This is a genomic window from Cyanobium sp. WKJ7-Wakatipu (assembly GCF_024345355.1).
In the GTDB taxonomy this organism is placed as follows: Bacteria; Cyanobacteriota; Cyanobacteriia; order PCC-6307; family Cyanobiaceae; genus Cyanobium_A; species Cyanobium_A usitatum.
In genome coordinates, this window is record NZ_JAGQAY010000009.1 from 1 (window position 1) to 16,671 (window position 16,671).

The 16,671-nt window shown below is 62.8% G+C and carries 15 protein-coding genes and 1 tRNA gene; 7 read left to right on the forward strand and 9 right to left on the reverse strand.

All coding sequences use genetic code 11. The annotated features are described in order from the left end of the window. Positions 1 to 246 precede the first annotated feature (246 nt). On the forward strand, positions 247 to 855 hold the full coding sequence (locus KBY83_RS07115) for an AAA family ATPase (RefSeq protein WP_255018933.1): 609 nt from the start codon (positions 247 to 249) through the stop codon (positions 853 to 855). 46 nt (positions 856 to 901) lie between these two features. Here the strand turns inward: KBY83_RS07115 and KBY83_RS07120 are convergent. Continuing rightward, positions 902 to 973 (reverse strand) — tRNA-Thr (locus tag KBY83_RS07120). A gap of 51 nt (positions 974 to 1,024) precedes the next feature. Here KBY83_RS07120 and KBY83_RS07125 point away from each other — a divergent pair. Then, positions 1,025 to 1,279, forward strand: coding sequence for a DUF3493 domain-containing protein (locus KBY83_RS07125; protein ID WP_254940936.1), 255 nt, complete (start codon positions 1,025 to 1,027; stop codon positions 1,277 to 1,279). Here KBY83_RS07125 and KBY83_RS07130 read toward each other — a convergent pair. The 6 genes from KBY83_RS07130 to KBY83_RS07155 form a co-directional block, all read right to left on the reverse strand. Beyond that, positions 1,205 to 1,963, reverse strand: coding sequence for a low-complexity tail membrane protein (locus KBY83_RS07130; RefSeq protein ID WP_255018934.1), 759 nt, complete (start codon positions 1,961 to 1,963; stop codon positions 1,205 to 1,207). The genes KBY83_RS07125 and KBY83_RS07130 overlap by 75 nt on opposite strands. A gap of 5 nt (positions 1,964 to 1,968) precedes the next feature. Beyond that, the gene (gene infB / locus KBY83_RS07135; RefSeq protein ID WP_255018936.1) at positions 1,969 to 5,337 is read right to left on the reverse strand and encodes a translation initiation factor IF-2; all 3,369 of its coding nucleotides are present in this window, start codon (positions 5,335 to 5,337) and stop codon (positions 1,969 to 1,971) included. A gap of 83 nt (positions 5,338 to 5,420) precedes the next feature. After that, positions 5,421 to 5,699: a YlxR family protein gene (locus tag KBY83_RS07140; protein WP_106502372.1), complete on the reverse strand. Its 279-nt coding sequence runs from the start codon at positions 5,697 to 5,699 to the stop codon at positions 5,421 to 5,423. Further along, positions 5,696 to 7,084, reverse strand: coding sequence for a transcription termination factor NusA (gene nusA, locus KBY83_RS07145; protein ID WP_255018937.1), 1,389 nt, complete (start codon positions 7,082 to 7,084; stop codon positions 5,696 to 5,698). Before nusA ends, KBY83_RS07140 begins: the two co-directional genes overlap by 4 nt. A 31-nt stretch (positions 7,085 to 7,115) precedes the next feature. After that, positions 7,116 to 7,589: a ribosome maturation factor RimP gene (rimP, locus tag KBY83_RS07150; RefSeq protein WP_254998201.1), complete on the reverse strand. Its 474-nt coding sequence runs from the start codon at positions 7,587 to 7,589 to the stop codon at positions 7,116 to 7,118. Between the two features lie 183 nt (positions 7,590 to 7,772). After that, positions 7,773 to 8,051: a hypothetical protein gene (locus tag KBY83_RS07155; RefSeq protein ID WP_255018938.1), complete on the reverse strand. Its 279-nt coding sequence runs from the start codon at positions 8,049 to 8,051 to the stop codon at positions 7,773 to 7,775. A 100-nt stretch (positions 8,052 to 8,151) separates the two neighbouring features. Between KBY83_RS07155 and KBY83_RS07160 the strand changes: the two genes are divergently transcribed. Together KBY83_RS07160 and rpiA are read left to right on the forward strand one after the other, a co-directional pair. Further along, positions 8,152 to 9,327, forward strand: a complete 1,176-nt coding sequence (locus KBY83_RS07160) for a trypsin-like peptidase domain-containing protein (protein WP_255018939.1) — start codon at positions 8,152 to 8,154, stop codon at positions 9,325 to 9,327. A gap of 36 nt (positions 9,328 to 9,363) precedes the next feature. After that, positions 9,364 to 10,077, forward strand: a complete 714-nt coding sequence (gene rpiA, locus KBY83_RS07165; protein WP_255018940.1) for a ribose-5-phosphate isomerase RpiA — start codon at positions 9,364 to 9,366, stop codon at positions 10,075 to 10,077. A gap of 3 nt (positions 10,078 to 10,080) precedes the next feature. Here the strand turns inward: rpiA and KBY83_RS07170 are convergent, their stop codons facing one another. Continuing rightward, positions 10,081 to 10,542, reverse strand: coding sequence for a secondary thiamine-phosphate synthase enzyme YjbQ (locus tag KBY83_RS07170; RefSeq protein WP_255018941.1), 462 nt, complete (start codon positions 10,540 to 10,542; stop codon positions 10,081 to 10,083). A 21-nt stretch (positions 10,543 to 10,563) separates the two neighbouring features. Continuing rightward, positions 10,564 to 11,880, reverse strand: coding sequence for a histidinol dehydrogenase (hisD, locus tag KBY83_RS07175; RefSeq protein WP_396093605.1), 1,317 nt, complete (start codon positions 11,878 to 11,880; stop codon positions 10,564 to 10,566). A 120-nt stretch (positions 11,881 to 12,000) separates the two neighbouring features. On the opposite strand from hisD, the gene rpsT reads away from it, so the two are divergent. The 3 genes from rpsT (at position 12,001) to rpoB (ending at position 16,651) form a co-directional block, all read left to right on the forward strand. Then, positions 12,001 to 12,309 carry a 30S ribosomal protein S20 gene (gene rpsT / locus KBY83_RS07180; RefSeq protein ID WP_106502365.1) on the forward strand — a complete coding sequence of 103 codons (309 nt, stop codon included), beginning with the start codon at positions 12,001 to 12,003 and terminating at the stop codon, positions 12,307 to 12,309. Between the two features lie 17 nt (positions 12,310 to 12,326). Then, on the forward strand, positions 12,327 to 13,148 hold the full coding sequence (locus KBY83_RS07185; protein ID WP_255018992.1) for a TatD family hydrolase: 822 nt from the start codon (positions 12,327 to 12,329) through the stop codon (positions 13,146 to 13,148). Positions 13,149 to 13,360: 212 nt separating this feature from the next. After that, positions 13,361 to 16,651, forward strand: coding sequence for a DNA-directed RNA polymerase subunit beta (gene rpoB, locus KBY83_RS07190; RefSeq protein ID WP_106502364.1), 3,291 nt, complete (start codon positions 13,361 to 13,363; stop codon positions 16,649 to 16,651). Positions 16,652 to 16,671: the final 20 nt, after the last annotated feature.

The window sequence follows — 16,671 nt, forward strand, 5'->3', positions numbered from 1 at the left end:
CTCACAACTTCCCGCTTGACCTTGCAGCAGCTACTGCCACCCCCGTGGCACTGACCGCACCTGCAATCGGTTGATAGTCAACAGCCCAGCTACGGCTGGGTAATACGGAATCCCAAAAGCTCCCTTGCATAAGGGAGCTTTTTTGTTGCCTGGGTGGTGGGGCTTGGTGGGCAGGATGAATATCAACCGCAAATAGGAAAACCATCAGAGCAGCCCCTACCCTGAAGGCGCAAGTTGGCGCCGGCCATGCGGATTGCTATTTCTGGATCCCATTCTCTCGGGAAGTCCACGGTCGTAAATGATTGGGTTGCGCTTAATGGCGAATACATACGGGAGGAGGAGCCATATCGAGTTCTTAGCTTGCGGGGTCCCTATGAGATTCTTTTTCGCGATGCCTCCACGCGATTGCATAACGGGATTCAGCTTTACTACAGCATTAGCCGTCTTAATCGCTATTCCACGCCTGCCCAACATGTCATCTTTGACAGGGCACCAGTTGATTACATTGCCTATTCCCAGTACACGGCAAACCAGCGTTCGACTGATATTGATGACGACTTCGTCCTGTCAATGGTCTCAGCGGCAAGGGAATCTTTAGATCGTCTTGATATCTTGGCCTTCGTGCCTCAGTCTGATGATTGGCCGGTGGCCATGGAGGATGACGGTATTCGTCCGGTCGATCATTCCTACCGCGACGAGGTAGACGCTATTTTTAAGGAGATTTATCGAGATGATCGCTTTGATATTTTGCCGAAAAAGAGCCCGCCGTTGTTAATTGAGCTGGTGGGTTCGCCCGAGCACCGTTTGCTGCAGTTGGCCCAGGCTGTTGAACAAGTGCAGGTCGAAACCCGCTGACGATAATGAGCTGTGCTCAGGCTGTCACTATTAATTTTATTTCTTAAGCCGGTGATCGGATTTGAACCGACGACCTACTGATTACGAATCAGTTGCTCTACCCCTGAGCTACACCGGCAGCTCAATGAAATTAGCATTCAGGGGTTGGCCTTGATGGGACGGGTAAGTGATGGGATCCAAGCCAGATTCAATTGATCCCGCCCTTAAGGCGAGGTTGCTCCAAGAAGCTCGTACCCCCTGGCGTGGTCTGCGGCGCGGTCTCTGGGTGGCCTTGGCAGCTTCTGGTGCTGTGGGGTTAGCAACGATGGCAATGCGATTGGCAAGCGGAGCTGAAGTTGCCTCAACCGACCTACTGATCCAGGTCGGTGCGCTCAGTTTGTTCGGCAGTCTCATCTGGTTGGATCGGAACCGTGTCGGCGACTGAAGACTCTTCAGGTTGGACGAGAGCCTCTGCCGCTGGAGCAGCAGGCAAGTCGTCAATTACCGGTTTGGCTGGTGCTGACTGCCTGGCAGCCGGCTGGGTGGTCAGAAGCGGGTTCAGCAGCAACAGGGGCAGCCCTAGGGACATTCGCTGGCTGACGAGCTGCTGCAGGCTCAGGGGTGGACGCTCAGGGAGCGTGGCGGGGTTGCGGACTAGCAGGGCGCTTGCCTGGATCAGTTGTTGCCACTGCCAGGTGATTACCGCTAGCAGCGGGCAGGTCACTAGCAGACCCACGAAGCGAGGGCTAGCGGCCAGTGGGGAGAGCGGTGTGGCCAGGGCGGCGTGCTGGTCTATCCACCAAAAAAGGGGCAGCAGGGCTGCAGCGCCAGCTGCCATCAGGAGCTTGAGCACCAGGCTGCTCTGCAGTGCCGCCAAGCTGAGCTGGGCCCCGCTCCTGGCTTTGATTGGTACCTGAATTACCAGCAAAGAGCAAACGTCGGCTGGGCGCTGCCAGAGCAGGATTGCTGGCCCTAGGGCGCCGATTGCCCAGGCCAGCATCCGCTCCAGCCCAGGCAGGGGGCCAGGATCAGCCCCCGCCAGCACAAGTACCAACCCCAGAAGCTCCAGTGGCACGGCCCCAAGGGCCACCAGCTGGAGCCAGAGCAGGGGCTCGCTGCGGGGGTTCACGGAGGTCAGATGGTGAGGGTTCGGCGCTGGGTGGCCAGTTTGAACGCCTCCACCCGATCCCCTTCCTGCCAGCCGGTGTAGCGGTCGGTGCCGATGCCGCACTCGAAGCCGGTAGCAACTTCCTTGACGTCGTCCTTGTTGCGACGCAGGGAGTCGAGGTCGCCCTCGAACACCTTCTCCTTGCCGCGCCATACCCGCACTTTGCAGTTGCGTTGCAGCTTGCCGCTGGTCACATAGCAACCAGCCACGGCACTGCGGCCAATGGTGAATACGGCGCGCACCTCAGCTTCGCCGAGGGACTCCTCCACCAACTCCGGCTCCAGCAGGCCTTCCATAGCCATCTGGATGTCTTCCAGCAGCTTGTAGATGACGTCGTAGTCGCGCACGTCGACGCCGGTGGCATCGGAGGCGCGTTTGGCGCCAGGGGCCATGGAGGTGTTGAAGCCAACGATCACGGCGCCGGAGGCGGCTGCTAGATCGACGTCGGTTTCGGTGATCTCGCCCGGTGCGGAGAGCAGCACCCGCACCTGCACCTCGCCCTGAGGGAGCTGCTCCAGGGAGCCGAGAATTGCTTCCACGGAGCCCTGCACGTCTGCTTTGAGGATCAAGTTGAGCTCCTTGAGCTCGCCCTCGCTGGCCTGGCCCGACATCGAGGCCAGGGAAACCCGGCGTGAAGCCATTTGCTGGGCAAGACGGGTGGCCCGTGCCTCGTTGGCGCGGTCGCCCACCACCGAGCGGGCGGTCTTCTCATCTGGATAGACCTCAAATTCGTCGCCGGCGGTTGGGACTTCGCTGAAGCCGAGGGCTTCAACGGCATAGGAAGGACCTGCCTCCTTAACCCGCTTGCCGGTGTCATCCACCATGGCTCGCACCTTGCCCAGTACCGGGCCAGCCGCCAGCACGTCACCAGCTTTGAGGGTGCCGTTCTGAATCAGCAAGGTGGCAACAGGACCCTTGGCCTTGTCGAGGTGAGCCTCGATCACGGTGCCCCGAGCCATGCGGTCCGGGTTGGCCTGGAGGTCTTCCACCTCGGTGACCAGCAGGATCATCTCCAGCAATTTGTCGACGTTCTCACCCTTGAGGGCGCTCACAGGCACCATCACCGTGTCGCCACCCCAGTCTTCCGCCACCAGTTCGAGGCCGGAGAGCTCCTGTTTGACCCGGTCGGGGGAGGCGCCTTCCTTGTCGATCTTGTTGATCGCCACCACAATCGGCACCTTGGCGGCCCGGGCATGGCTTATGGCTTCCAGGGTCTGGGGCCGAACACCATCATCGGCTGCCACTACCAGCACAGCCACGTCTGTGACCTTGGTACCGCGGGCCCGCATGGCTGTGAATGCCTCGTGGCCCGGGGTGTCTAGGAAGGTGATCTTGCGTTGTTCGCCTGCGTGGGGGATCTCCACTTGATAGGCGCCGATGTGCTGGGTGATGCCGCCGGCTTCGCCCGCTGCAACCCTGGTTTTGCGGATTGCGTCCAGCAGGCTGGTCTTGCCGTGGTCGACGTGTCCCATCACGGTCACCACGGGTGGGCGACGGATCAGGTGGGCGCGATCGCTTTCCTCGATCATTTCGACCGTCTTGGCGGCCGCTGCCTCGACGTCGTCTTCGAGTACCGGTACGCCGAATTCCTCGGCCACCGCTTCGATTGTGGAGAGATCAAGGCTCTGGGTCACCGTGGCGATGACGCCCTTGAAGAAGAGGCTCTTGATGATCTCGGAGCTTTCCACGCCGAGCTTTTCGGCCAGCTCCTGCACGGAGAGGTTGCCCTCCGGCACGATCAGCATTTCGGGCCGAACAGCCTTGGCCTCGCGGGTTGCCCGCAGTTCCATGGCCCGGCGGCGCTGCCGCTGGCGGGTGGTTTCCTTCTTGCGCTTGCGCATCGCCGCCATGGGCTTGGCGGCAGGGGCGGGTGCGGTGCGGGGCTTGGCCGGGCGGGCCAGGCTGGCCTGCAGCACATAGGCCTCCTGTTCACCGGCGTAGCCACCGGTTTCAGCCGTGAGCGCATCATCGTTTTCGCCGATGATGTGAACCTTGGTGCGCTGCTTTTGCGGCGTGCGGCTGCGCAGGGCCTCCAGTTTGGCGCTGTCGTCCCAGTCAGGGCGACGGGGGCGTCCGGCTGCACCAGCGGGAGTTGGCGCCCGGAAGCCAGGCCTTCTGGGGGCTGCTGGCGGGGTTGCGCTAGGTCGCACCAGTTCCGGGGTGCCACCTGGGCTGCTGGGTGCACCTGCTGGGGCTTCGCTGCGGTCGCCGGGGCGCCGCGGCGGCGGAGCTGTGGGGCGGCCGGAGGGCTTCTGGAGCTGCATCAGCTCGCCAGGAGCCATGGGCTTGCGCATGCCGGCTGGCATACCCGGACGGCCAGGTGCAGCCGGGCGACCTGGAGCTCCCAGGCCAGTAGGTGCTCCAGGGGCTGCGCTATCGCGGCGCATCGGCTTGCCGACAAGCTCCAATGGGGTTGGGCCAGGACGGCCCCCAGCTCCAGGCTGGCCGGGACGGGTTGGAGCTGGCACTCCAGCGCGTTGGGGGCTGGCGGGACGCTGACTCAGGGGCGCCCTGCCTGCAGGCGGAGCCGGGCGGCTGCTGGTGGTGCCCGCAGGGGTGCTGATGGGCCTACCTACCAGCTGGGGCTTGCCGGGCGCTGGCCGCATCGGCAATTCCGGTTTGCGGCTCGCAGCTGGTGCCGGGGCTGCAGGGGCCGGGCGGGACGGGGCTGGGGTGGCGGGGCGAGCTGGTTTGGATGCAATCACCACAGGCTTGCTGGGCGCAGCAGCGGCGGGCCTGGCTGGTGCTGGCGGCTTGCTCGGTGCCGGTGGCTTGCTCACCAAAGTGGGCTTGCTGGCAGCCGCTGGCTGTTTTACAAGTTCTGATGGTTTTACAAGCTCAGGCTGTTTGGCAGCCTCTGGCTGCTTAGAGACCAGCTGGGGCTTGGCAACCACTTGTGGCTTGGCAACGACCTGTGGCTTGGAGGCCAGGGGTGGCTGGCTTGCCAAGGGCGGCTTGTTGGGCTGGGCTGGCTTACCCGCAGGAGCTGCGGCAGGACGGGCCGGTGGCATGACCGGCTTGGCTGCCGCCGGAGCGACCGGCCGGGGGCTGGTGGCTGGCTGGGGAGGGGCGGGCGATGGGACAGGGGCGGTCTCAGCCTTTTTGACGGAGAGGATCGCTTTTGGTGGAGCTGCAGAGGCCGGCGCCGCCGCCTTGCTGCCGTTCGAGCCGCCCTCGATCAAGGAGCGAATCCGTGTCGCTTCGTCGTCGCTGATAGAGCTGCTATGGCTCTTTGCCGCAACCCCCAGCTTCTCGGCGGCGTCGAGCACGTCCTTGTTCTCCAGGCCTAAGTCCCGGGACAGCTCATAAATTCTGACTTTGCCGCTGCTGGTCATTCAGGTCTCCATGGGTCGGGGCCCAAGGGCCGCCATGCGGGGCCGAGGGGCACACCAGGCCGCACGCGCGCTGCGGCCAATGTTCATCTTGCCTCAGAGGCGAGATCGGCGCCTGGGGTCAGGCGCTTTTCCAGCGTTTCGACAATTGCATCTGCAACCTGGCAGCGCAGGGCCCGCTGCAGACGCTTACGTCGTTTCGCCTCTTCTAGACACGCCTGGTTAGGGCAGAGATAGGCCGAACGGCCCATGCCCTGATCCAACCCGAGTCCCCCTTCGGCCAGCCGAATTACCCGCCAAAGCTGCTGGCGATCCAGCAGCGCGCGGCAGGCAACACAGCGCCGAAGCACGGCACGGCGACTCACCGGGCATCTGCCTCGGTTGCCTGGGGCGCCTCCTCTGGAGCGGGCTCGTATTCGGCCTCGGCCACCTCCTCTTCCTCGTAGTAATCGGCTTCGTCTTCTGGCAGCGGATATAGCTCCCGCAGACGGGCATCTTCCTCGGCCCGGGCGGCCTGTTCGATTTCGAGGCGGGCTTCGGCTTCGGCCTGAAGAGCCTCCTCCTCTTGCCGCTGGGCAATCAGCTCAGCTACCACTGCATCTTCCGAGGCCTGGTCGTATTCGCCGGCGTTTTTGATGTCGAGCTTCCAGCCGGTAAGGCGGGCGGCTAGACGCACGTTCTGGCCTTCGCGGCCAATGGCGAGGCTGAGCTGATCGGAGGGAACCAGCACGTGGGCGTGCTGGCCTTCAGGGTCGACCAAGCGCACCATCTCAACCCTTGCCGGGCTGAGGGAGTTGGCGATGTACTGGCCCGGGTCGGGCGACCAGCGAATCACGTCGATTTTCTCGCCACGCAGCTCGTTGACCACTTGCTGAATTCGGGAGCCGCGGGCGCCAATGCAGGCACCCACTGGATCAACTTCGCGCTCCACTGAGTCGACGGCCACCTTGGTGCGCGGGCCGACTGAGCGGGAAGGGGGATTGGCTTCCCTTGCTACGGCGACGATTCGGACCGAACCCTCCTGGATCTCGGGAACTTCATTTTCGAACAAATAGACCACCAGGCCCGCGTTGGAGCGACTAACGAATAGCTGGGGGCCGCGCCGCGCCACCTCGCTCACTTCCTTGAGGAACACCTTGAAGGTGGCATTTGCCCTGTAGTTGTCGTTCGGCAGCTGGTCGCGGCGGGGCAGCTCGGCCTCGACCTCGGGGCGACCCAGGCCAGAACTCACGGCCATGATCACGCTTTGGCGCTCGAAGCGGATCACCCGAGCGGTGAGCACGGGATCTTCCAGGTCGGCGAACTCCTCTTGGATCATGCGGCGCTGCTGGTCACGCAGCTTCTGAGCCAGCACCTGCTTGGTGGTGGCGGCGGCCATGCGGCCGAAGTCGTCTTTCTCCGGGGTGACATCCAGCACCACCGTGTCGCCGATCTGGGCGTCATCGGCAACCTGCTGCACTTCAGCAAGGGCGATCTGGTGGTCTTCGCTCTCAACTTCCTCAACAATTATCTTCGAGGCCAGAACTCGGTATCCCTCCTCCTCCAGGTCCAAACCCACATCGAAGTTGGAGAAGTAGTCCTCTTCGAAGGGGTCTTCGCTGATCCCGAGGTAGAGGGTGCGGCGGTAGCGCTCGTAGCCCTTGAGCAGGGCTTCCCGCAGGGCAGCCTCCACCACGGCGGGCGCAAGTTTCTTCTCGTCGCTGATGTCCTCGATCAGGTTATTCAGACCGGGGAGCAGAACCAGGGCCATGGATCAGGGGTGAGAAATGGTCAGGGAAAGGTCAGTCGGACTCGGATGGGGTGACCAGGCAGACGCTGATCACGGAGTCTCGGGGGATGCGCTGAGTGCGGCCGCGGATGTTGATGTGAACATCCGTCGCATCGCGCTCTAGGAGGAGCCCTTCGCGCCGCACGTCGAGCCCTTGGTTGTCACGGCAGAGCACGACAACGGGAAATCCGCGAAATGAGCGGAAATCCCGATCGTCGCGCAGGTCGTCGCTGACGCCAGGGCTGCTGACCTCCAGCACATAAGCATCACCAAGCAGCTCGGCTGCCTCGATCGCCTCGGCCAGCGGTGCACTAAGGGAAGCGCACTCATCCAGGTTTATGTCACTGCCATCAGCTCGCTGCACCAGCACCTGCACCGTCATGGGGATGCGATGGGTGAAGACATGCACTCCTTTGAGCTCAAAGCCAGTAGCAACCACAGCCGCTTGGGCTAGGCGCTCCAGATCTGGCAGGAGAGGGTGGGGCAATGGGGCGGGGAAGCTGGGGGCAGGCGGCCCGCCGGCTTGTGCAGTACTAAAACTGCCCTGCAAACCACAGCTGTTCAGTAAAAAACTGAACCCTTAGCGAAGCGCTGAATGCTCAGCGAGGCGCCAAACCGTGACTGGAGGGTATGCCCGCCGGGCAAGCATTCACCCTAGGGGATGGACGGCTCAGGGGCCAGGCGCCGCCGCCGGAGGTATTTCGATGATCGGGGCTTCGGCGAAGTAATCGCTTTGTTGGACGGTGCCCCTTTGGCTGGCGTCCTGATTTAGGCACTGGGCCTGCTGCTCCCCGGTTCGCAGGTATTGGCATACCCGTGCCCAGAGCTTTGCCCGGGTGCCGGGGCCTCCCTGGCTGAAGTGGACTAAGTCGTTGCCGCCAACCATGCCCTGGATTTCCACCTGGCAAAGGCTGCATCGCTGACGCGTGCCTGGGGGAATTACTGCCATTGCCGCTGTGCGATCTCGATTCAATTTAGGCCGTTGCAACCGCCTGCCTGCCCCTATCCCCATTCCCTGCCGCCTTGATGGGCTCCCTAGCCTCATAGCCATGCGTCAAAAAACGTCGATGAAGTGGGTGTTGGGGGCGAGCTTGTCCCTAGTCAGGCTGGTTTGGACGGTCGGCCTCGGCTTAGTCCTGGGACTTGGATCTTTCAGCGCTGCTGCCCTAGCTCTGGACCCTGCGGTCGACCCCATTGCCCAGGCCATTCCCCACAGCTTTGTGGCCGAGGCAGCTCGGGCAGTGGCGCCAGCGGTGGTGCGGATCGACACCGAGCGCGAGGTGGCTCGCCAAGCATTTGATCCCGCCCTGCTCGATCCTTTGCTGCGCGATCTATTTGGCGATCCCTCCGGCAGCATGCGAGAGCGGGGGCAGGGGTCTGGCGTCGTAATCGATGCTGCCAAGGGCCTGGTGCTCACTAACGCCCACGTGGTCGATCAGGTCGACAGCGTTGAGGTCACCTTGGCCGATGGGCGCCATGTGGACGGTGCGGTGGTGGGCGCCGATTCGGTTACCGATCTGGCCGTGGTCAAAATCTCCGGTCCGCGGGATTTGCGCTCCGCCCGCCTGGGCGACTCCGAGGCCCTGGAGGTGGGCGATTGGGCCATAGCCATGGGCAGCCCCTATGGGCTTGAGCGCACCGTGACCCTGGGCATCGTTTCGAGCCTGCACCGCAACATCAACAGCCTGGGCTTCTCCGATAAGCGTCTCGATCTGATCCAAACCGATGCGGCAATCAATCCAGGCAATTCAGGTGGTCCGCTTATCAACGCCAGTGGCGAGGTGATCGGTATCAATACCCTGGTGCGCTCTGGACCAGGCGCAGGGTTGGGATTTGCGATCCCTATCAACTTGGCCCGAGGTGTGGCCAGCCAGCTCAGCAGCGGCGCCCACGTGATCCACCCCTATCTGGGCTTGCAGCTCGTGCCGCTCACTGCCCGCCGCGCTCGGGACAACAATCGTGATCCCGAGGCTCTGCTGCAGCTGCCAGAGCGGGATGGTGCCTTAGTGCAACGGGTGCTGCCCGCTAGTCCGGCGGAAACGGCTGGCCTGCGCCGTGGTGACCTGGTGGTGGCTGTGGCAGACCAGCCCGTGCCCGATCCGGCGAGCCTGCTGGAGCGTGTTGAGCGCAGCAGCGTTGGCGAGCCCCTGGCGCTCACGGTGGTTCGGGGTCAACGCGAACTCAGCCTGATGATCAAGCCGGCGGCCTTGCCCCACTCCGGTTGAGCACTGCTACGGTCGCGACCGATTCAGGAATATTGAATGTCGGATCTGCAGGACCGGATGAAGCAGGCAGTGGCTGCTGCGGCCACTGAGCAGATTCAGAGCGGCATGGTGGTCGGCCTGGGTTCCGGCTCTACAGCAGCCCTAATGATTCAGGCCCTCGGCGCCAAGCTCAAAAGCGGTGAACTCAGCGATGTGGTGGGTGTCACCACCTCCTTCCAAGGCGAGGTGCTGGCAGCTGAGCTCGGCATTCCGCTCAGGAGCCTTAATGCAATTGAGCGAATCGATCTTGCAATTGATGGCGCAGATGAGGTGGATCCCGCTTTTCAATTGATCAAGGGCGGTGGTGCCTGCCACGTTCAGGAGAAGTTGGTAGCAGTGCGGGCCGAGCGCTTTGTGGTGGTGGTGGATTCCACCAAGCTCGTCGACACCTTGAATCTCAGCTTTCTGTTGCCCGTAGAGGTTCTTCCTGGTGCCTGGCGTCAGGTGCAGGCCCAGCTAGCAGAGATGGGTGGCGATGCCCAGTTGCGCATGGCCGTAAAAAAGGCGGGCCCGGTGGTCACCGACCAGGGCAATCTCGTGTTGGATGTGAAATTCGCCGCAGGCATCAGCGATCCGGCGGAACTAGAGGCTGCGATCAACAACTTGCCGGGCGTTTTGGAGAACGGCCTATTCGTGAACATCACCGACCAGGTGCTGGTGGGCGAGATCGTGGACGGCGAGCCCCGGGTGCGTGATCTGGTCAAGCGCTGAGGCTCAGCCCCCAACCCCGCTCCCGTCTCCGCACAGCTGCAGCAGCACCTGGCGCTGACGGGGGCCATCCAATTCCACCAGCAGCACGGCCTGGTAGCGGCCCAGGCCCAAGCGGCCGTCCACGACCGGCAGGGTGAGGTGGTTGCCCAGCTTCAGGGCGATCAGGTGGGCATGGGCGTTGCGCGGCTCATCGGCGGGAATGCCCGGCCGCAGGTGCAGGTCGTTGTGGGCGTAAGCCCGGTCGGGGGGCGTCAGAGCCAGGAAATGGCGCTCGATGTCGCCGAGCAACCGTTCCTCGGCCTCGTTCACTACCAGGGCGGTGGTGGTGTGCTGGCCGGCGGCCACCAGCAGACCATTGCTGATCCCGGTGGCATCCACGAAGGCTTGCAGGTCGGCGCTGATGTCGTCGCAGCTGATGTTGGCCGTGGTGGTGCGTTCCAGCCGGGTGGAGTGAAACGTCACCATGGCGAGGCAAACTCCCCCATCTCAGTTCAGCCTGCGCTTGACGGACTCGGCGTGACTGTGGAGCCCCTCGCTTTCGGCCAGGGTGATCACCGCGGACCCGGTGGCCTCCAGGGCCTCCCGGTTAAAGCGGATCAGGCTGGTGTGGCGCATAAAGGTCTCCACGCTCAGGGCCCCGGCGAAGCGGGCCGTGCCCGCGGTGGGCAGGGTGTGGTTGGGGCCCGCTAGGTAGTCGCCGACGGCCTCGGGGGTGTATGGACCCATAAAGATGGCGCCGGCGTGCTGGATCTGTTCGGCCAGGATTTCGGGGTCTTCCACCAGCAGCTCCAGATGTTCGGGGGCGAAGCAGTCGCTGAGTTGGGCGGCGCGGCCAAGGCTGTCGCAGAGCACGATCAGCCCCCAGTCTTTGAGGGCGGTGCGGGTGATTTCAGCCCTGGGGTGGTTTTCAAGTTGGGCCGCCAGGGCTGCTGGCATGGCGGCGGCCAGCTCCGGGCTGGTGGTCAGCAGGATGGCGGCGGCCAGGGGGTCGTGCTCGGCCTGGGCCAGCAGGTCGGCGGCTACTTGGTCTGCCCTGGCGCTGTGGTCGGCGATCACCAGCACCTCACTGGGGCCTGCCAGCGAATCGATTGCCACGCGGCCGTAGACCGCTTTTTTGGCCAGGGTTACGTAGAGGTTGCCAGGGCCGCTGATCACGTCGACCCGGGGAATGGTGGCGGTACCGAAGGCAAGGGCGCCGATCGCCTGGGCGCCCCCAACCCGATACACCTCCTCGACCCCGGCCAGGTGGGCGGCCGCCAGCACGGTTTCATGGGGTTCGCCGCCGGGGCCTGGGGGCGTCACCATTACGAGCCGCTGCACCCCGGCTACCCGCGCCGGCACCGCATTCATCAGCACGGTGCTGGGGTACGAAGCCCGTCCCCCAGGCACGTAAAGGCCAGCCCGCTGCACCGGCCGCCAGCGCCGGCCCAACAGTTCGCCATGGGGACCGGTGACGGCCAGGTCGGCCGGCAGTTGATGCTGGTGGAAAGAGAGGATTCGCTGGTGCGCCAGGCGCAGGGCGTCCTTTAGGGACGCCGGTGTGGCTTGCCAGGCGTCAGCCAGCCGCTGTGGCGGAATCCGCAGGGGATCGGGGCGCACGCCATCAAAGCGTTCGGTGAGCTCCATCAGGGCGGCATCGCCTTCCGCTTGCACCCTGGAGAGGATCTCCTCGACCCGAACCATCTCCTCGCGCAGGCGCCCGCCACTGGTGCGTTCGGCGATGGTTGCCAGTCGATCAGCGGCGGCGTTTGAACCGTCATCGCGCAGGCAGCTGATCGATAGGGCAACAGGCGTTGCGACCACGGAACGGCTCAGGGTTACGAGATTGTCAAGTTAGGCCGGCACAGCTCTTGCGGGCGGTGAGGGTTCTTAGGAGGGTCTGGCGGTAGGATCTACTTTCTCTGATCCAGCGTCCGTCCGCCTGTGGCCAATAACACCTCATCGAAGAAGCGCATTGAGGTTGCCGAGCGCAACCGTCTTCGCAACCGCACCTACAAGTCGGCCCTGCGCACCTTGATGAAGCGCTGCTTCACCGCTTGCAGCGCCTACTCTCAGACCCCTGGTGAAGACGCAAAGACAGCTGTTCAAACCACCATGAACGCTGCTTTCAGCAAGATTGATAAGGCTGTGAAGGTGGGTGTGCTGCACCGCAACACTGGAGCCCACCAGAAGTCGCGCATCAGTGCTGCTGTGAAGAAGGTGACCGCGCCGGCCGCAGCCGCCCAAGCCTGAACCAGGTCCCGTCCGTGATTGCCTCGCCAGCAGCGACTGAATCGGGTTTGCCCGTTTTGGTTGACAGCCACTGCCACATCGTTTTTCGCAATTTCGACGACGATCTGGAGGAAGTGGCCCAGCGCTGGCGCGATGCTGGAGTTCGTTCCCTGGTGCATGCCTGCGTTGAGCCTGGGGAAATTCCAGCGATTCGCGCCTTGGCAGATCGTTTTGAAGAGTTGCGCTACTCCGTAGGGGTCCATCCGCTCGATACCGAGCATTGGCAGCCCGACACGCCAGAGACTTTGCGTCAAGCCGCCCAGGCTGATAGCAGGGTTGTGGCGATCGGAGAACTCGGCCTCGATCTGTTCCGTGAGCAGAATCTGGCTGCCCAGCTGGCCATGCTCGAGCCCCAGCTTGATTTGGCAGTGGAGCTAGACCTGCCTGTGATCGTCCATTGCCGCGACGCTGCCGAGCCGATGTTGACCTTGCTGAGGCAACGGGCCTCCTTAGGTGGCTGCCCTCGTGGGGTGATGCATTGCTGGGGCGGAGATCCTGGAGAGATGGCTGGTTTCTTAGAGCTCGGTTTCTTCATCAGCTTTAGCGGCACGGTGACTTTTCCCAAGGCTGAAGCCACCCATGCCTGCGCCCGCCAGGTGCCTGCCGATCGCTACCTAGTGGAAACTGATTGCCCCTTCTTGGCGCCGGTGCCCCGCCGCGGCAAGCGCAACGAACCGGCTTTTGTGGCGGCGGTGGCAGCCCGGGTCGCTGATTTGCGTGGGCAAACCCTCACAGAAGTGGCTCATACCAGCAGTTCCAACGCGGCAAGGCTGTTCGGACTGCCGCTTCACAATGTATGATGTTTTATTGGTCTGGAAGCGGAAGCGCTGCTTGTTGTCGACGTCTGCATTCTTGAAGCGACCCCGTTAAGCATGCCCCCGCGGGCAGCCGTTCCCTACGAGGGGAGCGGCTGTTTGTGTGGTCGGTTGCGGAGCATTCAAGTCAGCGGTGATCGGCGTCAGATGCGTTCCACTGCCCAGTCCTTATCCACCCGTTCCTGCAGGTTCACCGCATGAGCAGCGCGATCCAGGTCGCCAAGACCGCCACTTACCTCCCCGATTTGGTGGAGGTGCAGCGCGCGAGCTTCAAATGGTTCCTGGAGAAGGGCCTGATCGAAGAGCTCGAGAGCTTTTCGCCGATTACTGACTACACCGGCAAGCTTGAGCTGCACTTCATCGGTAGCGAGTACCGCCTGAAGCGCCCACGTCACGACGTTGAAGAAGCAAAGCGTCGTGACGCGACCTTTGCATCCCAGATGTATGTCACCTGTCGCCTGGTTAATAAGGAGACAGGGGAGATCAAGGAGCAAGAGGTTTTCATCGGCGAGCTGCCCTTGATGACCGAGCGAGGCACCTTCATCATCAACGGTGCCGAGCGGGTAATCGTCAACCAGATTGTGCGCTCACCTGGCGTCTATTTCAAGGACGAACAGGATAAAAACGGCCGTAAAACCTTCAACGCCAGCCTGATCCCTAACCGGGGTGCCTGGTTGAAGTTTGAAACTGATAAAAACGACCTGCTGCACGTTCGTGTTGACAAGACGCGCAAGATCAACGCCCACGTTTTAATGCGGGCTATCGGCCTGTCTGACAACGACGTGCTCGATAAACTTCGCCATCCCGAGTACTATCAGAAGTCGATCGAGTCGGCCAACGACGAGGGCATTTCTTCCGAAGATCAAGCTCTGCTTGAGCTCTACAAAAAGCTGCGTCCAGGTGAGCCTCCCTCTGTCAGCGGCGGCCAGACCCTGCTGCACAGCCGCTTCTTCGATGCCAAGCGCTACGACCTAGGTCGCGTCGGTCGTTACAAGATCAATAAAAAGCTTCGCCTCACCATCCCCGATGCGGTGCGCACCCTCACCCCTGAGGACGTGCTCAGCACCATCGACTACTTGATCAATCTCGAGCTCGATGTGGGCGGCGCCAGCCTCGATGACATCGACCACCTCGGCAATCGCCGGGTGCGCTCAGTGGGAGAGCTGCTGCAAAACCAGGTCCGGGTCGGTCTCAACCGGCTCGAGCGCATCATCAAAGAGCGCATGACGGTCGGTGAAACCGAATCGCTTACCCCTGCCCAGCTGGTGAACCCCAAGCCCCTAGTGGCGGCGATCAAGGAGTTCTTTGGCTCCAGCCAGCTGAGTCAGTTTATGGACCAGACCAACCCGCTGGCGGAGCTAACCCACAAGCGCCGGATCAGCGCCTTGGGCCCAGGCGGTTTGACCCGCGAACGGGCCGGCTTTGCGGTTCGCGACATCCACCCGTCCCACTACGGGCGCATCTGCCCGATCGAGACACCGGAAGGACCAAATGCAGGCTTAATTGGCTCCCTGGCTACCCACGCCCGAGTCAATGAGTACGGCTTCATCGAGACGCCGTTCTGGAGGGTGGAAGAGGGCATAGTCCATAAGAGCGGTGATCCCATTTACATTTCTGCTGATATCGAGGATGAGTGCCGCGTAGCCCCTGGCGACGTGCCCACCAACTCCGATGGCTACATCACCGCAGATCTGGTGCCTGTGCGCTATCGCCAGGACTTTGAGAAGGTGCCCCCTGAGCAGGTCGATTACGTCCAGCTTTCGCCGGTGCAGGTGATCTCGGTAGCTACCTCCTTGATCCCCTTCCTGGAGCATGACGACGCCAACCGGGCCCTAATGGGATCGAACATGCAGCGCCAGGCCGTGCCCCTGCTGCGGCCAGAGCGTCCCTTGGTGGGTACCGGTCTGGAAACCCAGGTGGCCCGCGACTCCGGCATGGTGCCGATCACCCGGGTCAATGGCACGGTCACCTTTGTCGATGCCACAGCCATCGTGATTCGCGATGAGCAGGGCACCGACCATGTGCACCACCTACAGAAGTACCAGCGCTCCAACCAGGACACCTGCCTCAACCAGCGACCAATCGTTCGCCAGGGCGATCCGGTGATTGCCGGTCAAGTGCTGGCCGATGGTTCTGCCTGCGAGGGCGGCGAGATCGCCCTGGGGCAAAACGTGCTGATCGCCTACATGCCCTGGGAGGGCTACAACTATGAGGACGCGATCCTGCTGAGCGATCGTCTCGTGCATGACGATCTATACACCTCGGTTCACATCGAGAAGTACGAGATCGAAGCCCGTCAGACCAAGCTTGGGCCTGAGGAGATCACGCGGGAGATCCCTAATGTGGCTGAGGAGAGCCTGGGCCACCTCGACGAGATGGGAATTATCCGCATCGGCGCCTACGTCGAAAGCGGCGACATCCTGGTGGGCAAGGTGACCCCCAAGGGTGAATCCGACCAACCCCCCGAAGAGAAGCTGCTGCGTGCAATCTTCGGCGAGAAGGCCCGCGACGTCCGTGACAACTCCCTGCGAGTGCCTGGCACTGAAAGGGGTCGGGTTGTGGACGTGCGCATTTACACCCGCGAGCAGGGCGACGAACTGCCGCCCGGCGCCAACATGGTTGTGCGGGTCTATGTGGCCCAGCGCCGCAAGATTCAGGTTGGCGACAAGATGGCCGGCCGCCACGGCAACAAAGGCATCATCAGCCGGATCCTGCCCCAGCAGGACATGCCCTACCTGCCCGATGGCACCCCCATCGATATCGTGCTCAACCCCCTAGGGGTACCGAGCCGCATGAATGTGGGCCAGGTGTTCGAGTGCCTGATGGGTTGGGCGTCTTCCCACCTCGACTGCCGGGTCAAGGTGGTGCCATTTGACGAGATGCACGGCGCTGAAAAGTCGAAACAGACCGTGCAGGCTTACCTCGAGGAAGCCGCCAAATTGCCCGGCAAGGAATGGGTCTACAACCCCGATAACCCAGGCAAGATTCAGTTGATCGACGGCCGCAGCGGTGAGCCTTTTGACCAGCCCGTGACTGTTGGGTACGCCCACATCCTCAAGCTGGTTCACCTGGTGGACGACAAGATCCACGCCCGCTCCACCGGCCCCTACTCCCTGGTTACCCAGCAGCCCTTGGGCGGCAAGGCCCAGCAGGGCGGCCAGCGTCTCGGTGAGATGGAGGTCTGGGCTCTTGAGGCCTATGGCGCCGCCTACACCCTGCAGGAACTGCTCACCGTCAAGTCCGATGACATGCAGGGTCGCAACGAGGCCCTCAACGCCATCGTTAAAGGCAAGCCGATTCCCCGTCCTGGCACGCCGGAGTCTTTCAAGGTGCTGATGCGCGAGCTTCAGTCGCTGGGTCTAGACATCGCCGTCTATACCGACGCCGGCGAAGAAGTGGATCTGATGCAGGACGTCAACCCCCGCCGCAGTACCCCCAGCCGCCCCACCTACGAATCCCTCGGCGTCGCGGACTATGACGACGACTGATCGCTGATTGATCGCGGATC